Origin of the sequence: Roseovarius mucosus DSM 17069 (assembly GCF_000768555.3) — a bacterium.
GTDB lineage: Bacteria > Pseudomonadota > Alphaproteobacteria > Rhodobacterales > Rhodobacteraceae > Roseovarius > Roseovarius mucosus.
The window spans coordinates 60,608-85,327 of the sequence record NZ_KN293990.1; the positions used below are offsets into that span (position 1 = coordinate 60,608).

General features: G+C 58.8%; 26 protein-coding genes and 6 pseudogenes. 17 read left to right on the plus strand and 15 right to left on the minus strand.

Annotated features, from left to right (window positions below; genetic code table 11):
* The first annotated feature begins 24 nt into the window (after nt 1-24).
* Nucleotides 25-489, plus strand: coding sequence for a helix-turn-helix domain-containing protein (locus ROSMUC_RS17585; protein WP_037275752.1), 465 nt, complete (start codon nt 25-27; stop codon nt 487-489).
* Nucleotides 486-1,061: a PIN domain-containing protein gene (locus ROSMUC_RS17590; protein ID WP_037275754.1), complete on the plus strand. Its 576-nt coding sequence runs from the start codon at nt 486-488 to the stop codon at nt 1,059-1,061. The genes ROSMUC_RS17585 and ROSMUC_RS17590 overlap by 4 nt, the downstream gene beginning before the upstream one ends.
* 63 nt (nt 1,062-1,124) lie before the next feature.
* On the opposite strand, the gene ROSMUC_RS17595 is transcribed toward ROSMUC_RS17590, so the two are convergent.
* Genes ROSMUC_RS17595 through ROSMUC_RS17600 form a run of 3 tightly spaced genes read right to left on the minus strand, consistent with a single transcriptional unit; the run spans nt 1,125 to nt 4,030 of the window.
* A complete protein-coding gene (locus tag ROSMUC_RS17595) occupies nt 1,125-2,192 on the minus strand; it encodes a CBASS cGAMP-activated phospholipase (RefSeq protein WP_052115437.1) in 1,068 nt (355 codons plus the stop codon).
* Nucleotides 2,116-2,694: a type II CBASS E2 protein gene (locus tag ROSMUC_RS21790; protein ID WP_483867450.1), complete on the minus strand. Its 579-nt coding sequence runs from the start codon at nt 2,692-2,694 to the stop codon at nt 2,116-2,118. The genes ROSMUC_RS17595 and ROSMUC_RS21790 overlap by 77 nt, the downstream gene beginning before the upstream one ends.
* Complete coding sequence (locus tag ROSMUC_RS17600; RefSeq protein ID WP_037275756.1) at nt 2,669-4,030, minus strand: nucleotidyltransferase domain-containing protein; 1,362 nt, start codon at nt 4,028-4,030, stop codon at nt 2,669-2,671. Before ROSMUC_RS17600 ends, ROSMUC_RS21790 begins: the two co-directional genes overlap by 26 nt.
* A gap of 145 nt (nt 4,031-4,175) precedes the next feature.
* Between ROSMUC_RS17600 and ROSMUC_RS17605 the strand changes: the two genes are divergently transcribed.
* Both ROSMUC_RS17605 and ROSMUC_RS17610 read left to right on the plus strand, forming a co-directional pair.
* Nucleotides 4,176-4,511, plus strand: a complete 336-nt coding sequence (locus ROSMUC_RS17605; protein WP_037275758.1) for a helix-turn-helix domain-containing protein — start codon at nt 4,176-4,178, stop codon at nt 4,509-4,511.
* Entirely contained in the window at nt 4,508-5,395 is an 888-nt protein-coding gene (locus ROSMUC_RS17610) for an ImmA/IrrE family metallo-endopeptidase (RefSeq protein WP_037275761.1), read from the plus strand. Before ROSMUC_RS17605 ends, ROSMUC_RS17610 begins: the two co-directional genes overlap by 4 nt.
* Nucleotides 5,396-5,491: 96 nt before the next feature.
* Here the strand turns inward: ROSMUC_RS17610 and ROSMUC_RS17615 are convergent.
* Nucleotides 5,492-6,109 (minus strand): annotated as a pseudogene (locus tag ROSMUC_RS17615) (ISKra4 family transposase); the annotation flags it as partial.
* Nucleotides 6,110-6,178: 69 nt separating this feature from the next.
* Here ROSMUC_RS17615 and ROSMUC_RS17620 point away from each other — a divergent pair.
* The 4 genes from ROSMUC_RS17620 (at nt 6,179) to ROSMUC_RS17635 (ending at nt 10,364) form a co-directional block, all read left to right on the plus strand.
* Entirely contained in the window at nt 6,179-6,460 is a 282-nt protein-coding gene (locus ROSMUC_RS17620; protein WP_037275763.1) for a hypothetical protein, read from the plus strand.
* Nucleotides 6,461-6,652: 192 nt separating this feature from the next.
* Nucleotides 6,653-7,165 carry a (2Fe-2S)-binding protein gene (locus ROSMUC_RS17625; RefSeq protein WP_245875231.1) on the plus strand — a complete coding sequence of 171 codons (513 nt, stop codon included), beginning with the start codon at nt 6,653-6,655 and terminating at the stop codon, nt 7,163-7,165.
* A 3-nt stretch (nt 7,166-7,168) separates the two neighbouring features.
* Complete coding sequence (locus tag ROSMUC_RS17630) at nt 7,169-8,161, plus strand: FAD binding domain-containing protein (protein WP_037275764.1); 993 nt, start codon at nt 7,169-7,171, stop codon at nt 8,159-8,161.
* A 1-nt stretch (nt 8,162) separates the two neighbouring features.
* Nucleotides 8,163-10,364 (plus strand): xanthine dehydrogenase family protein molybdopterin-binding subunit, encoded by a 2,202-nt coding sequence (locus ROSMUC_RS17635; RefSeq protein ID WP_037275765.1) that lies wholly within the window; start codon nt 8,163-8,165, stop codon nt 10,362-10,364.
* 71 nt (nt 10,365-10,435) lie between these two features.
* Here ROSMUC_RS17635 and ROSMUC_RS21490 read toward each other — a convergent pair.
* Nucleotides 10,436-10,708: pseudogene (locus ROSMUC_RS21490) on the minus strand (ISKra4 family transposase); the annotation flags it as partial.
* A gap of 20 nt (nt 10,709-10,728) precedes the next feature.
* On the opposite strand from ROSMUC_RS21490, the gene ROSMUC_RS21770 reads away from it, so the two are divergent.
* Nucleotides 10,729-10,866: an IS66 family transposase gene (locus ROSMUC_RS21770; protein ID WP_102106015.1), complete on the plus strand. Its 138-nt coding sequence runs from the start codon at nt 10,729-10,731 to the stop codon at nt 10,864-10,866.
* A 400-nt stretch (nt 10,867-11,266) separates the two neighbouring features.
* On the opposite strand, the gene ROSMUC_RS17645 is transcribed toward ROSMUC_RS21770, so the two are convergent.
* From ROSMUC_RS17645 to ROSMUC_RS17660, 4 genes are all read right to left on the minus strand, one after another.
* Nucleotides 11,267-11,902, minus strand: coding sequence for a flavin reductase family protein (locus ROSMUC_RS17645; RefSeq protein ID WP_037275767.1), 636 nt, complete (start codon nt 11,900-11,902; stop codon nt 11,267-11,269).
* 72 nt (nt 11,903-11,974) lie between these two features.
* Complete coding sequence (locus ROSMUC_RS17650; protein ID WP_037275770.1) at nt 11,975-13,483, minus strand: tripartite tricarboxylate transporter permease; 1,509 nt, start codon at nt 13,481-13,483, stop codon at nt 11,975-11,977.
* Between the two features lie 2 nt (nt 13,484-13,485).
* Nucleotides 13,486-13,947 (minus strand): tripartite tricarboxylate transporter TctB family protein, encoded by a 462-nt coding sequence (locus tag ROSMUC_RS17655; protein ID WP_037275772.1) that lies wholly within the window; start codon nt 13,945-13,947, stop codon nt 13,486-13,488.
* 89 nt (nt 13,948-14,036) lie between these two features.
* Nucleotides 14,037-15,005, minus strand: a complete 969-nt coding sequence (locus ROSMUC_RS17660) for a Bug family tripartite tricarboxylate transporter substrate binding protein (protein WP_037275774.1) — start codon at nt 15,003-15,005, stop codon at nt 14,037-14,039.
* Nucleotides 15,006-15,250: 245 nt separating this feature from the next.
* Here ROSMUC_RS17660 and ROSMUC_RS17665 point away from each other — a divergent pair, with 245 nt between their 5' ends.
* Genes ROSMUC_RS17665 through ROSMUC_RS17680 form a run of 4 tightly spaced genes read left to right on the plus strand, consistent with a single transcriptional unit; the run spans nt 15,251 to nt 18,566 of the window.
* Nucleotides 15,251-16,123 (plus strand): fumarylacetoacetate hydrolase family protein, encoded by an 873-nt coding sequence (locus ROSMUC_RS17665; RefSeq protein ID WP_037275776.1) that lies wholly within the window; start codon nt 15,251-15,253, stop codon nt 16,121-16,123.
* 26 nt (nt 16,124-16,149) lie between these two features.
* Entirely contained in the window at nt 16,150-16,848 is a 699-nt protein-coding gene (locus ROSMUC_RS17670) for a GntR family transcriptional regulator (protein ID WP_037275778.1), read from the plus strand.
* Nucleotides 16,848-17,501 carry a polysaccharide deacetylase family protein gene (locus ROSMUC_RS17675; RefSeq protein WP_037275780.1) on the plus strand — a complete coding sequence of 218 codons (654 nt, stop codon included), beginning with the start codon at nt 16,848-16,850 and terminating at the stop codon, nt 17,499-17,501. Before ROSMUC_RS17670 ends, ROSMUC_RS17675 begins: the two co-directional genes overlap by 1 nt.
* Nucleotides 17,502-17,534: 33 nt before the next feature.
* Complete coding sequence (locus ROSMUC_RS17680; protein ID WP_037275782.1) at nt 17,535-18,566, plus strand: 5-methyltetrahydropteroyltriglutamate--homocysteine methyltransferase; 1,032 nt, start codon at nt 17,535-17,537, stop codon at nt 18,564-18,566.
* A gap of 87 nt (nt 18,567-18,653) precedes the next feature.
* Here the strand turns inward: ROSMUC_RS17680 and ROSMUC_RS17685 are convergent.
* Both ROSMUC_RS17685 and ROSMUC_RS17690 read right to left on the minus strand, forming a co-directional pair.
* Nucleotides 18,654-18,882, minus strand: a pseudogene (locus ROSMUC_RS17685) (IS110 family transposase); the annotation flags it as partial.
* A gap of 261 nt (nt 18,883-19,143) precedes the next feature.
* Nucleotides 19,144-20,502 (minus strand): ISKra4 family transposase, encoded by a 1,359-nt coding sequence (locus ROSMUC_RS17690; protein ID WP_037275819.1) that lies wholly within the window; start codon nt 20,500-20,502, stop codon nt 19,144-19,146.
* Nucleotides 20,503-20,584: 82 nt separating this feature from the next.
* Here ROSMUC_RS17690 and ROSMUC_RS21775 point away from each other — a divergent pair.
* Nucleotides 20,585-20,698: pseudogene (locus tag ROSMUC_RS21775) on the plus strand (head-tail joining protein); the annotation flags it as partial.
* 75 nt (nt 20,699-20,773) lie between these two features.
* Here ROSMUC_RS21775 and ROSMUC_RS17695 read toward each other — a convergent pair.
* Nucleotides 20,774-21,028, minus strand: coding sequence for a GlsB/YeaQ/YmgE family stress response membrane protein (locus ROSMUC_RS17695; RefSeq protein WP_037275784.1), 255 nt, complete (start codon nt 21,026-21,028; stop codon nt 20,774-20,776).
* Between the two features lie 267 nt (nt 21,029-21,295).
* On the opposite strand from ROSMUC_RS17695, the gene ROSMUC_RS17700 reads away from it, so the two are divergent.
* On the plus strand, nt 21,296-21,928 hold the full coding sequence (locus ROSMUC_RS17700; RefSeq protein ID WP_037275787.1) for a DUF6441 family protein: 633 nt from the start codon (nt 21,296-21,298) through the stop codon (nt 21,926-21,928).
* Between the two features lie 226 nt (nt 21,929-22,154).
* Here the strand turns inward: ROSMUC_RS17700 and ROSMUC_RS21125 are convergent, their stop codons facing one another.
* A complete protein-coding gene (locus ROSMUC_RS21125) occupies nt 22,155-22,295 on the minus strand; it encodes a hypothetical protein (protein ID WP_170062590.1) in 141 nt (46 codons plus the stop codon).
* 278 nt (nt 22,296-22,573) lie between these two features.
* On the opposite strand from ROSMUC_RS21125, the gene ROSMUC_RS17705 reads away from it, so the two are divergent.
* Nucleotides 22,574-22,948: a hypothetical protein gene (locus ROSMUC_RS17705; protein WP_037275790.1), complete on the plus strand. Its 375-nt coding sequence runs from the start codon at nt 22,574-22,576 to the stop codon at nt 22,946-22,948.
* 59 nt (nt 22,949-23,007) lie between these two features.
* On the opposite strand, the gene ROSMUC_RS17710 is transcribed toward ROSMUC_RS17705, so the two are convergent.
* Nucleotides 23,008-23,433: a BLUF domain-containing protein gene (locus ROSMUC_RS17710; RefSeq protein ID WP_052115440.1), complete on the minus strand. Its 426-nt coding sequence runs from the start codon at nt 23,431-23,433 to the stop codon at nt 23,008-23,010.
* 186 nt (nt 23,434-23,619) lie between these two features.
* Here ROSMUC_RS17710 and ROSMUC_RS17715 point away from each other — a divergent pair.
* Nucleotides 23,620-24,154: pseudogene (locus tag ROSMUC_RS17715) on the plus strand (phage tail tube protein); the annotation flags it as partial.
* A 193-nt stretch (nt 24,155-24,347) separates the two neighbouring features.
* On the opposite strand, the pseudogene ROSMUC_RS17720 reads toward ROSMUC_RS17715, so the two are convergent.
* Nucleotides 24,348-24,665: pseudogene (locus ROSMUC_RS17720) on the minus strand (ATP-binding protein); the annotation flags it as partial.
* Between the last annotated feature and the right edge of the window lie 55 nt (nt 24,666-24,720).

Genomic DNA, 24,720 nt, shown 5'->3' on the forward strand with positions numbered 1-24,720 from the left:
AGTCGTGAGAACTGGAGAGACAAGATGAACGCCCTCAGAAAAGAGGCGTTTTTTGATCGCTTGCCCGATGAGGTGGAGATCAAGAACGCTGAACAACTCAGAACAATTGTCGCTTCCCAGATCAAGGAAGGCGAGCCCACTACGCTGTCGCTTGCCCTTGAAAGCGGCGAAGTCCACACCGTAACCCTTGCACCGGCCCTCACAGCATCTCTTCTCGAGGTGCTGCGCCTCGTATCGAGCGGTCGCGGGTTTCGGATGATCCCGGTAGAGGCCGAGCTGACGACACAGCAGGCAGCAGACTTGCTCAACGTGTCGCGTCCATTCCTGGTGAAGCTTCTTGAGGAGAAAGAAATTCCGTTCACGAAGACAGGACGGCATCGCCGCGTCCGCGCGAATGATCTGTTTGCTTACAAAGAAAAGCGTGACGCTGCCAGATCAGACGCGTTGGGCGATCTTGCGGTGATGGATGCCGAGGACGGCCTTATATGAGCCGATACGCAGATCGGTTCACGGCTCTCCTCGATGCATGCGTCATAGGCGGCGCGCTTCGTAGAAATATGCTGCTCAGCCTTGCCGAGGCCGGACTGTTCCGGCCCCGGTGGAGCAGTCGCATTCTGGACGAGACTCAGAAAGCCATCTTTCAGATCACGAAGGGCGAGACCGACGGTGTGCGTCAGAGGGCGGCCATAGAAGCCGCCTTCCCAGAAGCTTTGGTGACGGGCTATGAAATTTTCGAAGAGAAACTTGCCCTCCCAGACCCTGACGACAATCATGTCCTCGCCGCCGCCATCGCAACGTCAGCGTCCGTTATAGTGACGGACAATCTAGCCGATTTCCCGTCCGAGGCCCTGGACCCGCACGCCATCCAGGCGATTTCCGCCGACGACTTCATCGCCGACACAATCGAGTTGGATCCCTCGGAGGCCATTCTGGCCCTGCGCCGCATGCGCGAGCGTTTCAGGAATCCGGCGCTCAATGCTGCGTCGCTGATTCACAAGTCAGAAGCACAGGGCCTTTTGCAGGTTGCAACATTCATGGATGAGTATCAGTCTTTCCTGTGAGGAAAAGGCCGATGGCTACTCATAGTAGAGTCATCCGATACTATCGGCGAATGTGGCCCAACTCTAAGTCGCACCTTTTACGTTACTCGGTCCATGGTAAAACGCACCAGCAAGCCGAGGCACATCGAAGAATGCCTCAAGCCGTTCGGCGTTTTCCTCGACAAGCCGCTTCGCCTGCTGTGGCAGTTCGGCACTTGCCCGCGCGAAGTCATCAAGCGCAATCGGTTCGAGCGTTGGAACGGATGTCAGACGAAGCATGCGGTCTCGCCCGATCAACAGCCCTGCCTGACCGAGGGCGTTCTGACTTTGTAGGTGCATCGCGCTTTCGATGATAGTTCTCCAGTGGAACATGCCGCCGCGCTTGATTTGACCATCAGTCATACGAAGGTCTTGATCGCCACAACCAAGGCTCAGGATTTCGATTTTGTGCCTGTCGACGTTGAAACAGCTCATGGCATCCACCAGCGCCACCATGACGGGGTTGTTCGCCCAAACACCGCCATCGGCAAAGTGCCGGGTGCCGTTTCGGTAGGTCGAGAAGAACGTCGGTGCAGCGGATGTCGCCAATGCCACCGTGACCAGTTCTTCCTGCCAGTCGAGGCGGAAGTCAGGGTGGTGCGGGGTCTTGAGGACGTTGACCTCGTTGAACCCATCGAAAGCGGGAATGTTCAAACGCACATTGACCGAGCCCAGTTTCCTGTTGCCAAAGCGGTCTCGAAGCGCTCGCTCCAAGGGTTCGCGGTTGTATCGATAGACGGCAAGATCGCTGGCGAACTGGTAAGCAGATCGCAGCGCGCGACCAATTCGAGTTGGCGGAGACCAAGGCCGGGGAAATATTTCCGACCCGTGGCGCATATAGATTTCCAGAACCTCCTCGGCGCGCATTCCTGCTGCCATGCCGAGTGCGATTATTCCTCCGGTTGAAGTGCCAGCGATCATGTCGAAGTAGCTAGCTGCCGAACCGCCCTTCAAGAAACGACGCTCGCATTCCGCCAGCACCGCCGCAGGCAGAATGCCTTTTATGCCGCCGCCATCAATGGACAGTATGCGAAGATCATCTGCGGGCCATTCGAGTTGATCTCGACGGTGAAAGATGGTGCCCTGCGAGCGGCGGGATTGAGGTTGTGCCATGAAATATCTCCATAAGTACCGCCAACCTGGATCGCCCGCCTGACTGACTTCTGATGTGTTTGCCGGTCCCAAACCATTTTCCCGAAGCGAGCCAGCTTTCGTAGCAGCTCAGCCAGTTGGACGCCCAGGGAATGGTCGTATTGCTGATCAGGTCATCTGGCGACCATTGATCCGCTTCGTCGTCGAAGAGGCAGAGGAATGGCCCCGTACGCTCTGTTCGCGGATGAGACACGTAAACATGCGGTAGGGACCCTTCTTTGTTACCGAAACGCCTTTGCAATGTCGGTTCAAGAACCTCAACCAGTGGCTGCAGGTACAGGTTTGATCTGCCTTCGAGCAATAGGGGTTCCGTATACTCTACCCGCAGCCGGTACGTCGTTCTGTGTGGCTGCAGATGCCCCTCCCAGACACATGTTCGCTGGCTCAGCCGGTCGCATGACCATTCGGGATAGACATCGGCCATGTCCGCAATCTGATCACCAACAGTTATCATCAGGTACATTGCCCCCCATGTTCGTATTCGCGCGTGCAGGCCTCACGAGACCTGGTGCGGATGCGATCCCAGCACCAAGAGCCGGAGCAGCCAAGGACGAAACTGGTGCCGCAGGTTTCAAATGCCCGCTCGATGTCATGCCGAGCGCACCATGTTCGAGCTGGACAGTCTGTGCACGATGATAGGCCTGCAGAGCGGTCTCACCGGCCTTTTCGCCGAACAGATCGTCAAACGTCGATTGGATTACTGCCGGATCGAAGCCAACCCGCTTTAGGTTTTCGAGGCGTTCGATGAGGGTGAGCAAGTCCGCCGCCCAAAGCTGTTGATCGCTCCTTTGGGTCGGCCAACGATCGGTAAAGAGGTCCGGGTAATGTGCCGGATTGCGAACTTCAAGCAACCGCAGGTTCTGTTCGGCATTGCGGATCTGCCAGCGCATACGCTTGGCAATCGCAATCACTTCATCGACCAAACTGTCGTTTCCAGGGCCGCCATCGATTGCAATTGCTGCGATAATGGCGGCCGGGGGTTTGCGTTTGCCACGGTGATCGTCGTGCTTACGATACCGTTTATCGCGGAACCTTTTGATCAGTTGTAGGGCAACCACGCGAGGCGATTTCTGGTCGAGCGGGACGTGGCCTGGCATCGGGTGAGTGTCTGCCTTTTGCAGCGCCAGACCAGACGTCTCATTTGACAGCCGCGTGGCCAGTTCGGTGTAGGTTTCGCCATCGACGAGGTAACGACGCGCGTCGAAGCGCTTCTGAAACGTCTCGCTGATCTCGACGTGAGCATTGAAGTGATTGGCAAAACCCTTCGGGTTGACCTCCTTTTGGTACCGCTCGTCCGTCTCGGGCTTGTAGTGAAACAAGGTCGCCACGCGTTCGGGGGTCCCGTCGATGCGAACGACTGGCATCAGATCGACCGTGACGCCGTCTGGGTAGGTAACCGTGATACAGCGGCTGTTTTTCTCAATCAGATAGTCGTAATACGTGCTGCCATTTTCGCCTTTGATCGCCTTGTACAATTGCTCAAGCACCCATGCGGGGTCGGTACGAGGAGGGATCGCGATCTCGAGCACGGCGTCAACGTCGTGCTGGTCGGTCTTAAGGCGTGACCGAGTTGCCGCGTGAATTGCAAAGCTGCCGGATGGATAGACCTCAAGCACTAAGTCCTCGAGAGGGCTACCAGGGCGGTCGACATGCTGTGCGAGTCCACGAAAATGCCTGTCGGCTTCATCGTGCATGGAGCGGGTGATCTGAACGGCGCGCGCAACGTCCATCAGCGCAGCTTCAACGGGATCGATCTCCAGGCTGCGGGCAAAATCTTCGAGGTTCGTCCTGATATTCATGTTTTTCTGCCCCCTCAGGCTTGACGGATTCCCCGATCCGTCCTACAGTTTTTGACGCTTTCGTAGGATAGAAAGTCAAAAAAGAAGCCGCGAGCAAGCGGCGTGAATCCTACGATATCGTCATAGTAACATATGCGGGAGCGTCATGTCAAATTCTACGGATTCCAACGGCGGGTTTGGTGACAGGTTGCGGCTAGCTAGAGAGGCGCGAGGGATCAACCAAACAGAGCTTGCGGCGAAAACAGGGTTACAGCCATCAGCAATCGGCCACTTCGAGAAGGAACGGCGCAAGCCTTCCTTTGCAAACATTCGGACCCTCGCCAAAGCATTAAGCGTTACATCAGACTACCTGCTCGGCAGGACTAACGACATGGCCGGGGCAACGACGGCTTTTCGCGGTGAAGAAAATTTATCGGATGACGACCGAGAACATATCCAGATGATGATCGACCTCATGAACCAAAGAAAGTCGGGTAAGTGAGCAAATTCCGAATTCAAATGGCGCGGCGCCAAGGCGAGCTCAAAGCAAGAGAGAAGGGCTACGATACCTTCCCCGTTGATCCGTTTGTGATTGCGGAGCGCGAAGACATCTTTGTCGAGCCAAAGGATCCGGGCCAGGTTGGCGTGAGCGGCGGGATCATCTTCCATGATGACAGCGTTGGCATCTTCTACGCCACCAATATCAAGAGCGAAGGGTTTCGAAGGTTCACCGTAGCGCACGAGCTTGGCCACTATTTTCTCGAGGGGCATCCCGAGGAGATTTTGAAAACTGCGCCGATCCACATTTCAAGAGCAGGGTTTTCACAAGGGACCAGCTCGATAGAGCTAGAGGCGGATCATTTTGCGTCTGGGTTGCTAATGCCCTCCAAGCTGGTTGGTGAGGTGATTGGGGGAAACCGTGTCGGTCTGGATGGCATCGTCGCGCTAAGCCAGCTGGCAGAATGCTCGCTTACGGCCTCTGCTATCAGAGCCGCCGAATGTTGCGACTATCCGATGGCGGTCGTAGTCAGTTCCGGTGACAAGGCCGCATACGCTTTCTTGTCGGAAAGTTTCAAGAAACTCGACAAGCTCACGTTCCTCAAAAAGGGTACTCCGCTGCCGAGAACCCATACCCTGCGTTTCAACGCTGATACGCAAAACATCCGGTCCGCGCGCTCGATATGTGGGCAAACCAGCCTTGCTGAATGGTTCTCTTGCGCGCGACGGCTTGCGTTGGATGAAGAGGTTATCGGTCTCGGCGCTTACGGCTTTACTCTCACAGTCCTTTCCAGCGAAGAACTTGCCGACGACCCTGATGGCGAGGACTACGAAGAGGAAGCCTCATTGATTGAAAGCTGGACCCCCAAGTTCGCTCGAGGTCGCTAGCGTAACCTTACTCACCAACTTCCGGATTCTCGTTATGTACTTGACGCTGGAAGTAGGTAGCCCCGCTGTCATTGGGGAGTGGAAAGAACCTGGGGATCAGGCTGCTCGGAGACGCCTTTCGCCGAGCCTTCCATCCAGGACTGCGGCCCGAACCGTTGCCACGCGATGTGCGCCCTGCGGGGTCCAGCGCATTCGGCGCTTCTTGCCCATGCGATCGTTGGCGATCTCGTTAACCAAACCTTCAGCCCGCGATGTCGATACCGCTTTCCCATTTCGACGCCGTCGACCATAATCGACAAGTGCCGCGCGATTGTATTCTAGATAGGTCTGCAGCTCCATTGTGCGCGCAACGGCCGAAAACGCTGCGTCGTTCGTTCTGCCAACAGTTTGGCTTCGCACGCGCATGCCAAATTCGAACAGCGTTTCAATCGCTTCAAATGCCCGAGCCGTTTGGCCATGCCATATGCGCCAACGCAAGTTTTCTACCAGCATCTCGACCGCGAGGCTGTCGGCGGCTTCCAGCAAAGAAAACAGGGTTTGGAATGTCGTTTCCACATGTCGGATGCGTATTGAAATATGCCACCAGTCCAGGATGTGATTGATCTCCGCACCGGTGGCGTCGCGCATCAGTCGTGGCAATGCAGGGTCACCATCTGAGAGAACCGTAACAGCGGTCCCATCACGCCATCCGGTGGTTTCCAGGTTTCTTCGCAGATATAGGCGGTGTCATCTCAGGGTCTGGTTGCTGTTTGAACAGCCAGACCAACCTCCAGACTGTTCAACTTGCGCTCGCTCAAAGGCAAGGTCGAGGTCATCGAACTCGCTCCACCCGCAGTGCAAACCGAACTCACCCCCGGTCAATCCAGCCGTGAGGGATATATGCCCCTCGACACCTTTGTCGACGAAGTAATGGATCTGTTCCTCCGCAAGCCGACACCCAAGGAAATTCTGGTGGAACGCGTCGGCTTCCTACGCTGGGCGGAACGCGACGGAAACTTCGATCAAGCTGTCGAGATCCTGAATGCTCCGAGAGATCCAGCCCATCAGCCGCCAGTGGCCCAGTAAGTCGGTGAATGTGGGTAACCGCCAATCAGACGATGGCCGAACTTCAATGAAGACGCGATGAAAGGAAGTATTATGAGCAAAAACAGGAAGCGAAGCAAACGAACGCGGCGGTGGCTACTGACCCGTCGAGCCGTTCTCGCAAGTGGTTCGGCCGCATGGGCGTTGACGGGATTCGGCTTTAGAATGCCAACCTTGGCTCAAGAGATCTCGGTTGCCGCGCCTACGGAATTCCTTCCAAGGGTTCCGGTGTCCTTTGAGGTCAATGGTGTGATGCAGGATCTTGAGCTAGATCCGCGCACATCGCTCCTCGACGCTCTCCGCGAAACGATCGGACTCTCCGGCACCAAGAAAGGCTGCGATCATGGCCAGTGCGGCACTTGCACAGTCCATATCGACGGTAGGCGGGTAGCCTCTTGCTTGACGATGGCGGCACAGGTTGCCGATCACAAAGTGATAACCATCGAAGGGCTCGGGGATGATGATACGATCCATCCGATGCAGCAAGCTTTCATTGATCACGATGCGTTGCAATGCGGCTACTGTACGCCCGGGCAGATCATGGCCGCGGTGGCCTGCGTACGCGAAGGTCACACGAACAGCGAGGCCCAAATCCGTGAATACATGAGCGGTAACTTGTGCCGCTGTGGCGCCTATCCCGGAATCGTCGCTGCTATCCAGGATGCAGCCCCAAAAATGGAGGGTTGACCCATGCAGCCAATTTCCTACGCCCGGCCGGCTTCCCTTGCTTCCGCCATCTCCACGCTTGCCGCAGGCGGTGCCAGCACGCGTGTGCTCGCGGGAGGAACGACCTTGTATGACCTCATGAAGCTCGATGTGGAGCAGCCCGAGCGAATCGTCGACATCAATAATCTCGGCGAACTTGCCGCCTTCGATACCTCCGGAGACGAGCTGGTTTTCGGCGCCCTCGCACGCATGAGCGACGTGTCAGCGGATGCCCGTCTCACCAACGAGTTTCCAGCGCTCTCAGAAGCGCTGTGGAAGGCCGCATCGCAGCAACTCCGCAACATGGCGAGTCTCGGCGGCAATCTCCTGCAGCGGACCCGCTGCGCTTATTTCCGGCACGGCGCTCCGTTCGCGTGCAACAAGCGTTCGCCCGGATCCGGGTGTGCGGCGATCGAAGGTCTTAATCGGGGCCACGCACTCTTCGGTGGCTCTGACGCTTGTATTGCCACATACCCTGGCGATTTCGCGGTGGCGCTCGTGGCCTTTGATGCACAAATCGATATCGCTGGCCCTGATGGAGAGAGGACCATCCCCCTCTCCGCGTTGCACCGGCAGCCCGGCGATAATCCGCGCCACGATACGATCCTCCTGCCAGAGGAGATCATTGTTCGGATACGAGTTCCAGCCGACATTGTCGGACGTGCCTCGACCTATCACAAGATCCGAGATCGCGAGTCCTACGCCTTTGCCGTGGTCTCCGCGGCAGCGGCGGTACGCTTTGAGGCGGGCGTTGTGGCCGATGCGCGGCTTGCGCTTGGGGGAGTGGCCACAGTGCCCTGGCGTGCCCGCGAAGCCGAGCGATCGCTCCTTGGCAAGCCATTGACACCTGAGACCGCCCGCGCGGCCGGCGAACTCGCCTTTACCGACGCGGCCACCAGACAACACGACGCCTTCAAGGTAGAACTCGGCGCCAATGTCGTTCGAGACGCACTGCTCATTGCAAGCGGGAGATTCTGACATGCAAACTCGATCCTATACTGAAATCCCGCGTGTCGATGCCTATGATAAAGTGCGCGGTACGGCGACCTACGGAACTGACAATAATCCAGCCGGCCTCACGCATGGAGCCTTTACAACCGCCACGATCGGAAAGGGTCGCATAGCGGCCATGGATCTGTCGGCGGCCAAGGCCGTCGACGGCGTCAGGCTGATCGTGACCCACGAGCAGACCGGAACCCTGAAGCCGGCGCGCTTCATTATGCAGCACGGCTTTGCCTTTCAGAGCTATTCGCCGGTTCTGACGCCGCAGGTGGCATATCGCGGGCAGCCGGTTGCGCTTGTCGTGGCTGACACACTTGAAGCCGCAATAGACGCGGCCTCACGTATCCTCATCACATATGAGGAAGTGCCCTTCGCGTCTGCACTAAACAGCAAGGGTGCGGAAGCCGTTCCGCAGACTGAGGCCGCCACAGCTTGGCCAATTGAAGACATTGTTGTCGGCGACGCCGAGGCGGCCTATTCGGCTGCGCCGGTCAAGGTTGATGGGACTTACACCATGTCTCAACAGCACCAAAATCCTATGGAGCTCATCGGAACCGTGGCAGCGTGGGACGGCGACCACCTTACCGTCTATGAAGGTACACAAAGTGCCGGTGCCTGCAAGTTCGGCCTCGCCGAACAACTGGGAGTTTCTGCGGACAATATCACAGTTATCTCGCCCTACATCGGTGGTGGCTTTGGTCAAAAGAATACCATGCAGTCGCAGCAGGTTCTCACAGCCTTCGCGGCACGTGAACTTGGAAGGCCAGTCAAGGTAGTCGTGCCGCGAAGGCAGGTCTTCCACGATTCGAGCTTCCGGCCGGCCACGCGTCAGCGCGTGCGCCTGTCAGCCGACAGCACTGGCCGTTTCACAGCGGCGATTTATGACGTCGATGCGCAAACATCCATGCATGACTTCTTTCAGTCTGAGCATGCCGACACTGCCGCCCGTCATTACGGCTATGGCGCGTTCCGCAGCTTTGCCCGGCTGGTACGCACCGATACGCCCACGCCGGGCTATATGCGAGCGCCCTTCGAACATGCTACGGCATTTGCCATAGAGAGCGCGGTTGATGAACTTGCGTACGAGCTCGAGATGGATCCCGTGCAAATCCGGCTCTTGAACGATACAGAAACTGATATCGTATCCGGTCTGCCGCACTCTTCGCGGCACGTATCCAAGTGTCTCAGTCGCGGTGCTGAGATGTTTGGCTGGGAGAGGCGAACACCGGCGCCGCAGTCGATGCTCGCCGAAAACGGCGACCTCATCGGCATGGGGGTTGCCATCGGCCTTTATGCCGGAGCAGGTGGTCCCAATCGCGCCACTATTCGTGCAACCCGTGAAGGCGTGATCGAGATCAGCCTCGGCGTCCACGAAATGGGACAAGGCATCCGGACCGCGATCGCCAACGTCGTTGCGCGACACCTCAACGTGGCGCCGGAGAGCGTGACGGCGATCCTTGGCGATACTCGCAGCGGCGTGCCGCAGATGCTGACGGCCGGCTCCTGGGGCTCTGCCTCATCAATTCCCGCTGCCGAGGCAGCCTGCGAGGCGCTGCGCAACGCGCTCGACGCACTCGGCACGAATGCCCCCGAGGGGTCATCACCAGCAGAAATTCTTACACTCGCTGGCCGCAGCGAGCTTTCGGTTAATGCCGCAACATTCGCACCTGGCCAAAACAAAGAAGCCTTGGGCGAAATTGACACCGGCCATGTCGCACCGACAGGTCCGATGTATCCCGACTTCGTCACCTACAGCTATGCGGCGCATTTCGTTGAAGTCCGGATAGAATCGACCACGCGCCGCATCCGCATACCAAGAGTGGTCAGCATGTTTGATTGCGGGCGTGTTTTGAGCCCACGCACGGCGCGCAGCCAGGCAATCGGTGGCGTCGTCTGGGGTGTCGGCGGCGCCTTGCGCGAGGCCGGAGAGGTGGATGAGCGCTATGGTGGGGTCCTCAACGCCGACATCGCCGAGTATCTGGTGCCGGTCAATGCGGATATAGGGTCGATAGACGTCGGCTTCATCGATGAACCCGATCCGATGGTGAACCGGTCTGGTATAAAGGGCCTTGGTGAGGTCGTCCTTGCAGGCGTAGCCCCGGCGATCACCAACGCCGTCTATCATGCGACCGGGATACGCGCACGCCACCTGCCAGTTCGTATCGAGGACTTGATCTGATCAGGCAGGCTGTGGCCTCCTCTGGTGTCCGTAAAGCCGGGTGTTGCGTGGAAGTGGAAATCATCAGAGGGTCAAGCGGCGTTGAGTTGCCTGACTACAAGTCTTCCGTCCAAAGCTGCCGCTCTTACAGTAGCGACCATGTGGACAGCCCCTGATGAATACCGCATTCGCTGCTTCTATCCCATTAGAACTTTGGCGATTCCGTTGACCAAGCCTTCGGACTATGGTGTTGAGACGGCTTTGTCTTGCCGCCGCCTGTGCCCACAGTCGATGAGAGCAGACACGTGACGGGTCAGGTAGCTCTGGAGCCTCATCGTTCGGGCCGCTGCCGACAGCGCCGGTTCTCCTGAAGCATCTGCCCCGCGTGGAGCGGATAATCGCCCAGATTATGGTGGCCAAGTTCGGCGACCACCTCCTGTTTTGCCGCCAGGTCGAGATTTGCGCTCGTCACGGAATTATATTGGACCGGGCCACCCTAGGCAACTGGGTAGGGCGCGCCTGATTTCACCTGCGCCCCACTGCAGATCACGATAGGGAGCGGGTAAAGGGTGCATACCATGTGTTCATGGATGAAGCCCGCGCGCCCGTGTTTGATCCCGGGCGACGAAAACCGACTACTTCTGGGCCATTGTCGCCGATGAACGGGGTCATGGCGGCACTGCCCTCCCGTGGTGATGCCCTACTAAGCGCGCGACCGCAGTGCCGTTAATGCCCTCGGCTTCCCCAAGGGCCCAGGGACGATGGTTCATTGCTGGACGCATGCGCGTCGGCGGATCGCAAAGCGCCTGGAAAAGGACGGCTCACCGTTTCGTACATAATTTGTACACTTATGTCGGTCGTCCTTTTGAACAATCGCTACGTCATAACAACCAACCCCTCATCTTGCCTACTCCCCTTAACTTTCAAAGTGCATTAGGGTCGGAAAAGCCGCTTTGCACCGGATCGTCGGGGCGGGCTAAGCTCCATGCATTCGTTACACTTGTGTAATCTCGATACCCCATTCGGGCAATGGGTTGGGCTGCGGTCGTTGCGAAGAAGCCATCTCTTAGGAACTCATCCTTGATATGCGTTTGCACGACTTCGCCGACTATGATGAATTTGTCGATCAGCACGCCGTGCCGATCCTTGAGTTGAAACGCATCAACCGTCACGCATTCCAATGCGGCGGGACTGGCGGCAACGAAAGGCGCCTGAATCTCGACAGGCCGACCCTCCTCAAGGCCTGCCAATTCGAACTCATTAATCTCTTCCGACACATTTCCAGACGAAATGTTCATCGCATGGGATAATTCAGCAGTTACGAGAGAAAAGCTGAATTCCCCGGAGTCACGCGCATTGGTATACGAGTGTTTTTTTCCTTCGCTGGCGAACATCACCATGTCCGGCCCGGAACCCACGCCGTTAAAAAACGAATAAGGCGCGAGGTTGGGTACACCCTTCGCATTCAGGGTGCCGATCCACCCAATCGGTCTGGGTGCGATGATTGCCTTGAAAGGGTTAAAAGGCAGTTCGTCAGGGCGTTTACTCCCATAGTGCATTACTGAAAAATCCTTTCGTGCGAGACCGAACGCGCTTGAGATTGGAGCTGCGTTGGAGTTTCGGATAGTGTTCTAGCCCGGCTTCCTATTCAGCATGCGGATCACGGGCTTTCTCAGCGGCAAAAGTATCAGCAAGACCGCTAGCCCCAGCATAACCGCGCTTGCCGGACGCTCCAGGAAGACCGAGGGATCGCCGCGCGCGATCACCAGCGACCGGCGCAAGTTCTCTTCCATCATCGGGCCCAGGATGAACCCCAGCAGCACCGGCGCGGGGTGGAACCCCCGCCGCATCAGCAGGTACCCCAACATGCCAAAGATCAGCGTCACGAACACGTCGAAAACGTTGTTGGCCACGCTGTAGGAACCCAGGCAGATGAAGAAGATCACCACCGGGTGCAGGATTCGCCCCGGCACGGTTATGATCTTCACCAAGAGGCCGATCAGCGGCAAGTTCAGGAAAAGCAGGATCAGGTTGCCCAGCCAGAAACTGACCAGCAGCCCCCAGAACATCGCCGGCTCGTTCGAGATGAATTGTGGCCCCGGCACCACCCCGTGCATGATCATTGCGCCCAGCAGGATCGCCATGACCACGTCGCCGGGAATCCCCAGGCTCAAAGTCGGTATGAAGGCCGCCTGCACCGCGGCGTTGTTGGCCGCCTCGGGCGCGGCTACGCCCTCGGGCGCACCCCGACCGAACCGGGCAGGGTCGCGCGCGATCTTCTTCTCGGTGGCATAGGCCATGAACGCCGCTACCGTCGGGCCTGCGCCGGGCAGCGCCCCGATCATTGAGCCCACTGCGGTGCCGCGCAACGTCGGCAGCCACAGCCGCGATAGGTCCTTTCGGCTGGGCAGCATGGATCCCAGCGACAGGTCCCGCACCATGCTTCGGGACCCGTCCGTAGACGGGCTCGCCATCTTGCGTACGATCTCGGCGACTCCGAACATACCCATTGCAACCGAGATCAGGCTGATCCCGTCCGTCAGTTCCAGAAACCCGAAGGTATAGCGCATCGCACCAGAATTGATGTCCATACCTACGATCCCTAGGATCAGGCCGAACACCACCATGATCAGCGATTTCAGCGGCGATCCACCCCCGATCGTGCAGGCCGCCACGAGCCCCAAAACCATCACCGCGAAGTATTCAGTGGAATTGAATCGCAACGCGATCTCGGCGATCGCGGGTGCAAAGGCCATGACCACAAGGATCGAAATTGAACTGCCACAGAAAGATGCCACCGCGTTGATGAACAGCGCGAAACCCGCCCGTCCCGACTGCGCCAGCGGATAACCATCAAGCGCAGTCACCGCGGTCGAGGCGGTGCCCGGCAGGTTCAGCAGGATCGATGAGATCGACCCACCATATTGCGCACCGTAGAAGATGCCGGCCAGCATGATCAGCGCCACGGTCGGGTCTAGCCCGAAGGTCAGCGGCAGCGCGACTGAAATCGTGACCATCGGTCCAATCCCCGGAAGCGCCCCCACGAAAGTCCCAATGCAACAGCCTAGAAAGCAGTAGAAAAGCGCCTCCGCGGTGAAGGCCGTCTCAAAGCCCAGCGCGATATTTGACAGCAACTCCATGTCTAAAACACCGGCCAGATGTCGGAAGAAACCGGCTCCAGCGGCAACCGCAGGACCGCGACGAACAGGAAATATCCCACCGCCCACAGCCCCGCGATGATCCCCGCAACGGTCAGTGGCGTTATGCGGTCGGGCTCGGCGGCCACGACCAGCAGGACCATCGCCATCGTGGCCGGGAACAGTCCGATCGTCTCTAGGAGGCCGGCAAACGACGCTAGCGCCAACGACACGCAGAAAAGACCGCGCAGGTTTCGCGTGTCTTCCTCTGTCTCCTCCTGTCGCTCGAACAACAGGCCAATACCCAGCAGGACCATTAGCCCACCAAGTCCCAAGGGGAAGAAACCCGGCCCGATCCGGCGCATCGTGCCGATGGACAGCTCGATTCCGCCATAGATTACGAAAAGACCGAAGCCAATAATCACGATGCAGAAGGCATCGTGCGCAACATTGCGTTTGCGTAGCATTCCGCGGAACTCCATGTGCCGGTCAAGATGGCAAGACCGGGCGCCGCGCTGATCACCCGCAGCCCCCGGTCCTTGCCGCTGCAATCGCGTTAGTCAGCTTGTGCGTTGGCCGCGTTGGCGATGTCACCCCATTTCTTCACTTCCGAGGAAATGAAGGCGTTGAGCTCGCCAAAGGCCATGTCGCCCTTGGAAATGCCACTCTTGGCGAAATAGTCCGTCACCGCGTCCGACGCGATGGCGGTCGTCACCGCGTTGTTGAGCGCCTCGGCCACGTCGGCAGGCATGTCCGCAGGCCCGTGCATCAGCCACCAGGCGATCAGATCGAAGCCCTCGAAGCTTTCATTAATTGGCGGCACTTCGGGCGCCACTTCCGAACCGGCGGCACCGCTAACGCCCAGCGCCCGCAGCTTGCCCGCGTCCACGTTCTGCTTGGCTGATACCGGATGGTTGAACATGAAATCCACCTCGCCCGACATCACCGCCGCCAATCCTACAGCGCCGGACCCGAACGGCACGTGGATCATATTCGTATCGCTCAGCGTCTTCAGCAGTTCGCCAGCCAAGTGCGTTGACGTGCCATTGCCAGTCGAGGCAAAGGTGACACCCTCGTCCGCCTTGGCCGCCTCGACCAGGTCGTCCAGCGTCTCGAACTCGGTATCGGCCCCTACAACCAGCAGCGTCGGCGTGTAACCAACAAAGGCGATCGGGGTCACGTCGCTTTCGGGGTCGTAGGGCAGCTCGGGAAAGATCGATTTGTTGATCGCCAGCGTGCCCACCGTGCCCATGGCGATGGTGTAGCCATCCGAGTCGGCGCTCACCACGTCCTGGGTGCCGACACTGCCACCAGCCCCCGCGCGGTTCTCCACCACTACGGTCTGACCCAGCTCCTCCGACATGCCCTCGGCGATCAGCCGACTGACCGTATCGGTCGAAGTTCCGGCAGCGAAAGGCACGATCATTGTGATAGGCTTATCAGGGAAAGACTGTGCGAACGCGCCTCCTGCCAAGCCCAGAGTTGCGGTCAGCGAGACCGCCAGAATATTGCGAATTGAAGTCATGATATTATCTCCCTCGCGTACCAGTTGGCGCGCGCTTTCTTAGCAGCGCACAAGGCGTGCGCCTGAATTGGCCCGCAGGAACACGACATGCCCCCTGCTGCTGCAGCCGATCATTATAACCACTGGTCACTCTGTCAATAAAAATCGATATTCTTTCTTTTGCCTTGAGGATTAAAGTTTTATCGATAATAGTAGACTCAACACTCGACACCAGTATTTGAACGAACACACGCAAGCGAGGTACGATGCGCTACGTCAGGTATAAAAAAGATGGTCAGGCCCGACTGGGCGCCATGATCGATTCGGACATCGTCGATATCGAAGCCGCTTGGCCCGATGCGCCCAAGACAATGCGTGCCCTGATCGGTGCGGAGGCCGATGTGCACGCCACCTTGGCCGACCGCCTGGCCCAGCCCGGCGCGGCGCGCAGACCTCTTGCGGACTGCAAGCTGTTAACACCGATGCCCGACCCGGGCAAAATTGTCTGCTTGGGCCTTAACTACGCCGATCATGCCAAGGAAGGCGGGCACGCCGTGCCCGAGTACCCCGCGCTTTTCCTTCGAGCGTCCAGTTCCATGATCGGTCCGCAGGATCCGATGATCCTGCCGGAATGCTCTGAACAGCTCGATTACGAGGCAGAACTCACCATTGTCATCGGCCGCAGCGGCCGTCACGTCTCGGCCGCCGAAGCCGCTTCAGTGATATTTGGCTACACTGCTTTCAATGACGGCAGCGTCCGTCATTACCAGCGTCTCACCGCGCAATGGACTGCGGGCAAGAATTTCGACGGCACAGGCGCGCTTGGCCCCTGCATCGTCACCGCTGACGATCTTCCAGACCAAGCCAGCGGACTGAAGATCCAGACGCGCCTTAACGGCAACGTCATGCAAGACTCCAACACCGACCAGATGATTTTCGGTGCTTTCCGCACGGTCGAGATCCTATCAGAAATAATGACGCTCGAACCCGGCGACCTGATCGCTATGGGCACGCCCGCTGGGGTTGGCCATGCGCGCAGACCGCAAGTATGGATGCGAGACGGTGACACGGTCGAGGTCGAGATTGAAGGCATCGGAACGATCCGCAATCCTGTCGTCGCCGAGAAGGTCACCGTGTAAGACCGAATGCGGGAGAATACAGCCAAATGACAATGGCCCAAAAGTCTTCGGAATCCGGTGGCGAGTTCCGCTCGCGAACCAGCGAAACCCACATGCGAATCCGCGATGACGTGATCAGCGGCAAGCTGAAGCCGGGAGCCAAGCTCAAGATCGAGCATCTCTCGCGCGAAATCGGCGTTGGCGCCACCCCTGTGCGCGAGGCACTCAGCTCGCTCGTCTCGGACGGCCTCGTCGTGCGAGAGGACCAACGCGGCTTTCGCGTGGCCGGGATCAGCAGCCAGGAATTCGACGAACTGCTTTACGTGCGCTCCTGCGTAGAGGAGCGCGCCTTGCGCCTGTCCATTGAGCGCGGCGGTCCCAACTGGGAAGAGGGCATCGTGTTGGCCAAATACAGGCTGCGCGCCATCGCGCCGTCGGACCGCTACGACCCCCAGTGGGAACGCCACCACCGCCAGTTTCACTTGGCGCTGAACGCGGGCTCTGGCTCGGGCACGCTATTGCGCCTCTGCAGTCAGTTCTTCGATGAAAACAGCCGCTACCGTCATCTGTCCCGCTGCGGTGGCGGGCGCGCGCCGCGTGACCTCTCAGATGAACATGACGGCATCGCCGAAGCAGCGCTCGCGCGAAACGCCGACCTCGCGGTCGAGCGTCTGATGACCCACTACAATCGCACCGGCAAGCTGCTGCGGCAGGCGATCATGGAAGTAGAGCAAGGCGCGCAATAATGCCAAAGCGACTGACTCTGACCTTCGACAACGGCCCGTGGCCCGGCGCGACCGAACAACTGCTCGATTTTCTCGCCGCGCGGAATCTCAAGGCGACGTTCTTCGTCGTAGGCCGGCAGCTCGAGGAATCCGCCGCACGTGGACTTGCCGAAAGAGCCCGCGCCGAGGGACACTGGATCGGCAACCACACCATGACCCATGGCGCACCTCTGGGCAACGAGGATGGCCGCGCCCGCTACGCCGAAGAGATCGGCGCGGCACAGGAGGCGCTCGGCGAGCTGGCCCATCCGCGCAAGTTCTTCCGACCCAACGGCAGCGGAGCCATGGGCCAGCACCTGCTCTGTCCCGAGGCTGTGGACTACCTGAGATGCAACAACTACACCGTTGTCACCTGGACCTCCGCCCCCGGTGACTGGAGACCGCCGCACACCCATTGGACCTTAGGCGCATTCGAGGCGCTCGACCGTGACGACTGGACCGTCCTCGTGCTTCACGACCGTTTCATTGCTCCACAGCTCGACGTGCTGGGCCGATTCTGCGACCGGGCTCAGGAGTTGGACGTCGAATTCGTTCAGGATTTTCCGGCCCGCTGCATGCCCATCGAAAATGGCCACGTTCACGACATCACCGAAGAAATCAGCGCCCTCGCCTGACGCCACGACGGCCCGAACTACAGGAAAAATCCCATGTATGACACGCGATTCCCGACTAGCCTCGTAGGCAGCTACCCGCAACCAGACTGGCTGATTGACCGCGAAAAACTCCGATCCAAGGGGCCGCCGCGCGTCCGCGACACGTCACTCTGGAAAATGGCCGAGGCCGACTTGGCCGAGGCCCAGGATGCCGCCACGCGGCTGGCGATTCTCGACCAGGAAGAGATTGGGCTTGATATCATCACTGACGGCGAGGTGCGCCGCGAAAGCTATTCCAACCATCTCGCTACGTCTCTAAACGGTCTCGACCTCGACAACCCCGGCACCAAGACGGGCCGCAGCGGCCGCCCCATGGTGGTGCCGCGCGTCGTGGGGCCCATTCAGCGCCGCGAACCGGTAATGGCCCGCGAAGCTGCCTTCCTGCGGCAGAATAGCAAGCGGCTCACCAAAATGACCCTGCCGGGTCCCTTCACTATGACAATGCAGGCCCTCAACCAGCATTACGAGGACGAAGCAGCACTCGCCATGGCCTATGCCGACGTACTGCGCGAGGAGATCGCCGACATATTTGCCGCAGGCGTCGACATCGTGCAGCTGGATGAACCCTACATGCAGGCCGAACCCGAAGCGGCCCGCGCCTTTGCCATCCCGGCCATCAATCGTGCCCTTCAAGGCGCGGCGGGACGCACAGTGATCCACATGTGCTTCGGTTATGCCTACATCATGGACCGGGCCAAGCCCCAAGGCTATTCGTTCCTGCGCGAACTGGAAGAGTGCACCGCCGACGAACTGTCGATCGAGGTCGCACAGCCGGGCCTGGATCTGTCGCTGATCGAGGGCATGAAAAAGGACTTCCTGATCGGCGCGCTCGACCTCGGTCGCGAGACGTCAGAAACCCCCGAAGAGGTCTGCGACAGGCTCGTCGCCGCGGCAGAGCGCATCCCGGCCGCCAACATAGTGGCGGCACCGGATTGCGGGATGAAGTACCTTCCGATCGATCTAACCAAGGCAAAACTGTCAGCCCTTGTAGAAGGCTCAGCCATGGCACGTTCCCTTCTTAAATGAACGCTCGATGTAAATTGATTCGAAGTATGCGGTAGCAATCTGCGGTGTTGTTTAAAATATCAGACTGATTGCTGCTCAGTTTGAGAAGTGCTCGATCAGCCGGGTATGACAGGCGCCGGTCGCCTCGAAGCCAATCCGCACCGGCTGATCGTAGCTGGCGAGCGCTGCAGACAGCCGCTGGAAATCTTCCAACGTGTTCTCACTGTCAAACGTCGGCTGCGCTTCTTGCCGGGATGCCGATCAGCACTTCATGGCGGTGTTTGGAAGTGTCTATAGCGACCAGCACGGTCGAAGAGGTAGAATAGGTGGCGGTCAGCCGGTCTCCTCAGCGGTGTGGTTCTCCAAAACCACGGTTGAGACCTGGGACCCGGTTATGCCACCCGCTACGCAATTTGAAGGCTGCGCGTGTGGTCATAACCTCTTGGCAGCGCTTTTTCCCGATGTGCTACGTTATCTGTCATTGTTCCCTAATTAATCAGAATCCGGCCTGAAATTGTCCCATGGAATCAATGGTGATTTGTACCCTTAATTTTAATTTTGTATCGTATCGTTAATGGGAGTGGAAAGCATCTGGGGTTCAAGCTGCATTGAGGTGTCGGGCTGACAGTCTTCCGTCCAGCACGGCCGCTCTGACCGTAGCGACCCTGTGGGCTCCCCTTGGTGACCACCGCATTCGCTGCTTCTTCCCCATTCGGACATTGGCGATTTCGTTGACCAAGCCTTCGGCCCGGGATGTCGAGACTGCTTTTCCTTGCCGCCTCCGGCGCCCGTAGTCAACAAGGGCGGACAGTTTGTGCAACAAGTAGGTCTGGAGGTCCATCGTTCGAGCCGCTGCCGACAGCGCTGCTTCACTTATTTCCCCAGCGGTGCATTCGCGAGCCTGCATGGCATATCGGAATAGGATTCCGAGTTCTTCCAGCGCGCGTTGCGTCTGCCCATGCCATATGCGCCATCGTAGACGTTCCACAAGCGCCTCGACATCGGAAGTCCCACTGTTTTCAATCCGCGACAGCAGGGTGTAAAACGTTGTCTCCACATGCCTGATGCGGGCGGATATGTGCCACCAGTCGAGGATGTGTTTGACGTTTCCATTGGTTGCGTTTCGCACAAGACGCGGAAGGGCGGGATCGCCATCAGACAACACCGTGACAGCTGCACCCGGCCTCCAGCCAGCGGCTTTGAGATTGGACTTTAGGCATTCCAAGGGATGGTCTGCCCCGGCCAGACTCAATCCAAAGCGGCGTTTGCTGCCTGTTTTGCTCTCGATTGATCCGACAACGACTTCAAAGTTCCGCCTTTGATATTCGGGTCTTGAGCGGACATAGGCGCTATCCAGAAATACTGTCATCTCGGATCTATCAGGTTGAACTTCCAGGGCCTTTTGAATTTCGGCACACTGGGTTTCCAAGCCATCCGCGACAGAGGCAAGACGGTTGCGGATTGTCGTGTGGTTCTGTCTGGCGCATGGTGTTAGCGCGTTCAAAAGGCGCGCAGCTTCACGAAAGCTATGGCGCGCGGCCAGATCGGCCTGCAGCTTGTAAAGCTCCGGCGTCGCCTGTCCCGGGATTACCCGCGTGAGCGGCGAGAATGCCGCAGTGCATTCTGGAAAACCCAGGAAACGGCACATGCAGATGCGGACCCGTGGTGCATGGACGGTTACACGGCCGAACAGAGTATCGATCCGACGTGAACGGCGGTCATGGATGGGCAAATAGGTTTGACAGGTCGGGCAAACCCGTTCGATCTCACTGATTTCCTCTACCTGATCTTGCAGAACTGCCCTTTGGATCTCTCTCAGGATTACCTTCCCTTCGGCAAGGCTTAACCCGAGATCTTCCGCGGAAGCCTCCGTCAAACTCCGCTCCAGAATACTGATTTCATGGACCCGACGCTCGCACCAGCCGAATTCCGTCTCGATCCTGATCTGTACTTTCATCGTCAACCCTCCTGTCATCACAGCAAGAGAATAGGTTGCTCGCGCTCTGAACCCCCAGAACTTTTCCACTCCCCAGTGACACCCCCGCACGGGCGATCTAATCGTGATCGGGGCCGACAGCTTCACCATTCAGGGAGAGCCAATCCGTGACCGCGAACGCCTGATCTGGTTGCTGGACTTGCGACCCAGTGCCTGAGTGGCTGCTACGGACGGGTCCGCGTTGCGTGGAGTCGATCCCGCAGCGCGCTACCGTCGTCACCCGGATCCTGCTTCAGGCGCGTTTGACCAGGCGGATCAGGAATAGCAGGATCACCGCACCAACCGTGGCATGAATGATGGCACCGGCAATTCCGCTGCCAACACTGAGCCCCAGTCTTGGCAGAATGAGGCCAGCCACAAACGCGCCAACAATGCCGATCACGATATTGCCCAGCAGGCCATAGCCGTAGCCTTTGACGATCAGCCCTGCGAGCCAACCGGCCACGGCGCCAACGAGGAGTATAACGAATAGACTTTCGAGAGCCATCTTGGGTCCTTCCCATTCTTCGCACGCCCATCCGAGAAATCCGGATGAAACGTACCGCAGGAGCGCCGCATCATGCGGCAACAACCCTGTCACTCTGGCACTATCAGAAACGAACGATCGGCGCTTGGCCTCAATGGCGAGATCGCTGATGTTCTCATCTCACAGCCAGTTTGCCTCTTATCTCACATTACCAACCGTCCAGATAGCACCTTCGCGCCATTTCCGGCGATTCCCGGCCGCGCGGAAGCCTTTTCAGCGACAACGGTGATGAAGCTCAAACTCGACATCCGTCCCGACATTGCGGCCCTGATGCAGGCCGAAATCGCCGCCGGGGAAAAGGCGGTGTCCGCCGCCATGCGAGAGGCGGGCACCTCCCTGAAATCCGCCTGGCGGGGCCAGATCACGGGCGCGGGGCTGGGCACGTGGCTCGGCAACAGCATCCGTCTGGCCAGCTTCCCGAAATCCGGCGACAGCCTGAACGCGGCGGCGCTGGTCTGGTCCAAGGCCCCGGTGATCATCGGCGCGCATGACACCGGTCCGCTGATCCGGTCGAAAGACGGGTTCTGGCTGGCGATCCCAACACCGGCTGCAGACAAGAGCAGCAAAGGCGGTCGCATCACCCCCGGTGAATGGGAGCGCCGCACCGGGCTTCGCCTGCGCTTTGTCTTTCGTCGCCGTGGACCCAGCCTGCTGGTCGCCGAAGGGCGCCTGAACACCAGGGGCCGCGCGGTGGCGTCCCGCTCGAAAACCGGGCGCGGGTTGACCACCGTGCCGATCTTCCTGCTGGTGCCGCAGGTCAAGCTGCGCAAGCGGTTGGATCTGGCGCGGGATGCCGACCGGGCGGCGGACGGCGTGCCGAGGCGGATCGTGGCGAAGTGGGTGGAGGGACAGATAGGCTGATGGCTGCACCGCGGGATGGTCCGGTCGTTAGCCGCAGGCGTTGCGCAGACTGACCGAAGCGGCGGCAATGCGGAGGGGCCACCACTTGCTACATGCGATCACTTCGCAGCGGCGACCGTCACTCACGGCGTAAAGCGGTCGCCAGCCTGCTATGGATTTCGGTAACCCCGAACCGGCTATTCACGCATCGCGGACAGCAGAGCATACATCGCCCAGCTTAGACTGCCTAATTTCCATCGATCGAAATACCTTGATCTCCGATCTTGATTTGAACGCCGCTTTGGCTTTCTTGATAGTACAAGTAGCCAACAACAACGAGACCGACAACGAGCAGGCCAATAAGCAAGTACAAAGTGTTGCGGTTCATGGTTGCGTGTCCTGTATAATGGATAAAGCTCAGATCACCTGTATGCCCGTTCGATGGCAATGACCACTGGAACCGTCCTTGTCGCCCCGACTCTGTGGCAAACTGGATGATTAACGGAGAAACTCGTTCGTAACTCGTCAGTGAAGGTGAAAAACTGTAAATACTAACAAGAGTTGGCTGCGACCTGCCGACTGCGGATGCAGCATCCGAGAAAAAATAAATAGCCCGACTCGGGCTTTTTGCAGCGGTCTGCAATGGCTCCAATAATCGAATAGCAAATGCCCACCACCCGCGAAACCGTCCTCGCCGCGCTGCATGCGCGGTTGCAGTCCCTTGCCGCCCTTGTTCTGCGCGACGGCCAACCGGGCGAACCCGAGGTGACGTTGTCGCCGCCGCGCTATCACCATCAACACCGGGCCGAGCTCGAGGTCGTCTTCCAGTCCGGAACCGAGCGTGCCAGTGCCTTCGACACGCTGACCGCCAGTATTGGCACCGCACTCGTCGCCGATCGTACGCTGGGAGGCCTCTGTGACTGGGTCGAGGCCGAGGCGCCACAGCCGGCAGATCTGCCTGTCGAAGGCGCGGCCATCCTAAAGGCGGCCGCAATTGCGGTCGTCCTTCACTATTCACTGAGCGATCCGCTGTCCGGGTGAGAGCGCGGAGGCGCGCGCAGATGTAAAGGCTCTGTGCGCCGACAAGGCCTGCCCGAATGTCAGGCTGCCAGCTTATCCCAGTCACCTGCGGACAACGTCCGGCACAGATCCCTGATCGCGAACTCGGACATCCTTACCGGATCAAACGCGCCGTCGATCAGATAGCGCGACAGGATCTCTTCCTTGATGCGGGAGGCCTTGATCAGATGCATGGTCCATTCGTGGAAAAAGCGGTCCTTGGCATCCCCGGCACAGAGAATCTGAATGTCGCGATGTCGATCATCCAGCACAATGCGCATGAAACATTTGGCAACGGCCGTCCGGTCTCCCTCCAGAAGCTGCAAGAAGCTCCGCTCGCCAACAATCAATGCGCCGGTAATGCCGTCACGCTCATTACTGACGCGGGATTTCTGCAGGATCTGATCGATAGCCTCGAACACCATGCCTTCGTGGGTTGATGCGTAGATGAGCCGGGTGAGTTGCATAGCCATTCCTTTGCATGCGGCAGAGTGAGTGATTATCGCGGTAAGTTACCGGTTTAAGGGTGCCAGACTCAATTGGATAGGGGTCCGAACGCTCCGATCGGCGGTGCCTGACCGAGAGAGACCAAATAACTCAGGACAAGCGGCGAACGTCGCAAGACCCTTAAACAACGATATAAGGAGACCCCTATGGCACATGCGCAAGGCGCGCGGGCGCAGATGGCGCTCGGCTTTGAGATAGTTTACGGCACCCCGTCGGTTGGCGGCTTCACCAGGATGCCGTTGCAAGCACCTCGCTCGGATCTGAACAGGCGCTTCTGAACTCAGAACTCTTGGGCTATGGCCGCGATCCGCTTGCCCCGATCAAGGACGCGGTGACGGCGGATGACAATGTCGTGGTGCCGATCGATGCCGCAGGCTTCGGGTTCTGGCTCAAGACGGCGTTCGGTGATCCGATCACCACCGGGATTGGCCCATGGACCCACGAGTTCCGGTCGGGATCATGGACGCTTCCCTCGATGTCGATCGAGATCGCCATGCCCGCGGTGCCGCGCTATGCGATGTATACCGGCTGCGTGCTGGATCAGCTCAGCTGGCAGGTCCAGCGCGCAGGGTTGCTGACGGCAACCGCACGTCTGGTGGCGCAGGGCGAGGCGATTGCCACCACATCCGCAGCAGGCTCGCCCACCGATCTGCCGCTCCGGCCATTTCAACGGCGCAATCTGTCAACGCCGGACTAAGACTGCACCAATCGCCGGAGCAAAAGTGCGCCACTTTTCTGGGTTTGGCCGGAGTAAAACTGCGCCACTTCGTTGGGTTTAGGTTTGTCCATAGGCCCGCACGGCGGAGTGCCCCCACAGAGCAACGAAGCTGTGCGGGGCTGTGGTCAAACCGGGCCGGGGTGCGGGGATTGTAGTTTAGGCTCTGCCCGATTGACGGCTGTGTTTGAGGCGGTAGCTTTCACCGTTCATTTCGAGGATGTGGACGTGGTGGGTCAACCGGTCGAGAAGCGCGCCTGTGAGGCGCTCAGACCCGAAGGTGCTGGTCCATTCATCGAACGGCAGGTTGGACGTCACGATAGTTGATCCTCGCTCGTAGCGTTGCGAGAAGACCTCAAACAGCAGCTCAGCGCCGGTTTGTGACAGCGGCACATATCCCAACTCATCGATGATCAGCAGGCTGTATTTGCTCAGTTGCTTCTGCAGACGTAGCAGGCGCTTCTCATCTCGTGTGTCATTGTTCCCTAATTAATCAGAATCCGGCCTGAAATTGTCCCATGGAATCAATAGT

Bases quoted from the DNA above. Each gene is read 5' to 3' on its own strand.
- ROSMUC_RS17585 (WP_037275752.1), top strand. From the start codon at position 25: ATGAACGCCCTCAGAAAAGAGGCGTTTTTTGATCGCTTGCCCGATGAG.
- ROSMUC_RS17590 (WP_037275754.1), top strand. From the start codon at position 486: ATGAGCCGATACGCAGATCGGTTCACGGCTCTCCTCGATGCATGCGTC.
- ROSMUC_RS17595 (WP_052115437.1), bottom strand. From the start codon at position 2,192: ATGGCACAACCTCAATCCCGCCGCTCGCAGGGCACCATCTTTCACCGT.
- ROSMUC_RS21790 (WP_483867450.1), bottom strand. From the start codon at position 2,694: ATGTACCTGATGATAACTGTTGGTGATCAGATTGCGGACATGGCCGAT.
- ROSMUC_RS17600 (WP_037275756.1), bottom strand. From the start codon at position 4,030: ATGAATATCAGGACGAACCTCGAAGATTTTGCCCGCAGCCTGGAGATC.
- ROSMUC_RS17605 (WP_037275758.1), top strand. From the start codon at position 4,176: ATGTCAAATTCTACGGATTCCAACGGCGGGTTTGGTGACAGGTTGCGG.
- ROSMUC_RS17630 (WP_037275764.1), top strand. From the start codon at position 7,169: ATGCAGCCAATTTCCTACGCCCGGCCGGCTTCCCTTGCTTCCGCCATC.
- ROSMUC_RS17635 (WP_037275765.1), top strand. From the start codon at position 8,163: ATGCAAACTCGATCCTATACTGAAATCCCGCGTGTCGATGCCTATGAT.
- ROSMUC_RS17645 (WP_037275767.1), bottom strand. From the start codon at position 11,902: ATGCACTATGGGAGTAAACGCCCTGACGAACTGCCTTTTAACCCTTTC.
- ROSMUC_RS17650 (WP_037275770.1), bottom strand. From the start codon at position 13,483: ATGGAGTTGCTGTCAAATATCGCGCTGGGCTTTGAGACGGCCTTCACC.
- ROSMUC_RS17655 (WP_037275772.1), bottom strand. From the start codon at position 13,947: ATGCTACGCAAACGCAATGTTGCGCACGATGCCTTCTGCATCGTGATT.
- ROSMUC_RS17660 (WP_037275774.1), bottom strand. From the start codon at position 15,005: ATGACTTCAATTCGCAATATTCTGGCGGTCTCGCTGACCGCAACTCTG.
- ROSMUC_RS17665 (WP_037275776.1), top strand. From the start codon at position 15,251: ATGCGCTACGTCAGGTATAAAAAAGATGGTCAGGCCCGACTGGGCGCC.
- ROSMUC_RS17670 (WP_037275778.1), top strand. From the start codon at position 16,150: ATGACAATGGCCCAAAAGTCTTCGGAATCCGGTGGCGAGTTCCGCTCG.
- ROSMUC_RS17675 (WP_037275780.1), top strand. From the start codon at position 16,848: ATGCCAAAGCGACTGACTCTGACCTTCGACAACGGCCCGTGGCCCGGC.
- ROSMUC_RS17680 (WP_037275782.1), top strand. From the start codon at position 17,535: ATGTATGACACGCGATTCCCGACTAGCCTCGTAGGCAGCTACCCGCAA.
- ROSMUC_RS17690 (WP_037275819.1), bottom strand. From the start codon at position 20,502: ATGAAAGTACAGATCAGGATCGAGACGGAATTCGGCTGGTGCGAGCGT.
- ROSMUC_RS17695 (WP_037275784.1), bottom strand. From the start codon at position 21,028: ATGGCTCTCGAAAGTCTATTCGTTATACTCCTCGTTGGCGCCGTGGCC.
- ROSMUC_RS17700 (WP_037275787.1), top strand. From the start codon at position 21,296: ATGAAGCTCAAACTCGACATCCGTCCCGACATTGCGGCCCTGATGCAG.
- ROSMUC_RS21125 (WP_170062590.1), bottom strand. From the start codon at position 22,295: ATGAACCGCAACACTTTGTACTTGCTTATTGGCCTGCTCGTTGTCGGT.
- ROSMUC_RS17705 (WP_037275790.1), top strand. From the start codon at position 22,574: ATGCCCACCACCCGCGAAACCGTCCTCGCCGCGCTGCATGCGCGGTTG.
- ROSMUC_RS17710 (WP_052115440.1), bottom strand. From the start codon at position 23,433: ATGCAACTCACCCGGCTCATCTACGCATCAACCCACGAAGGCATGGTG.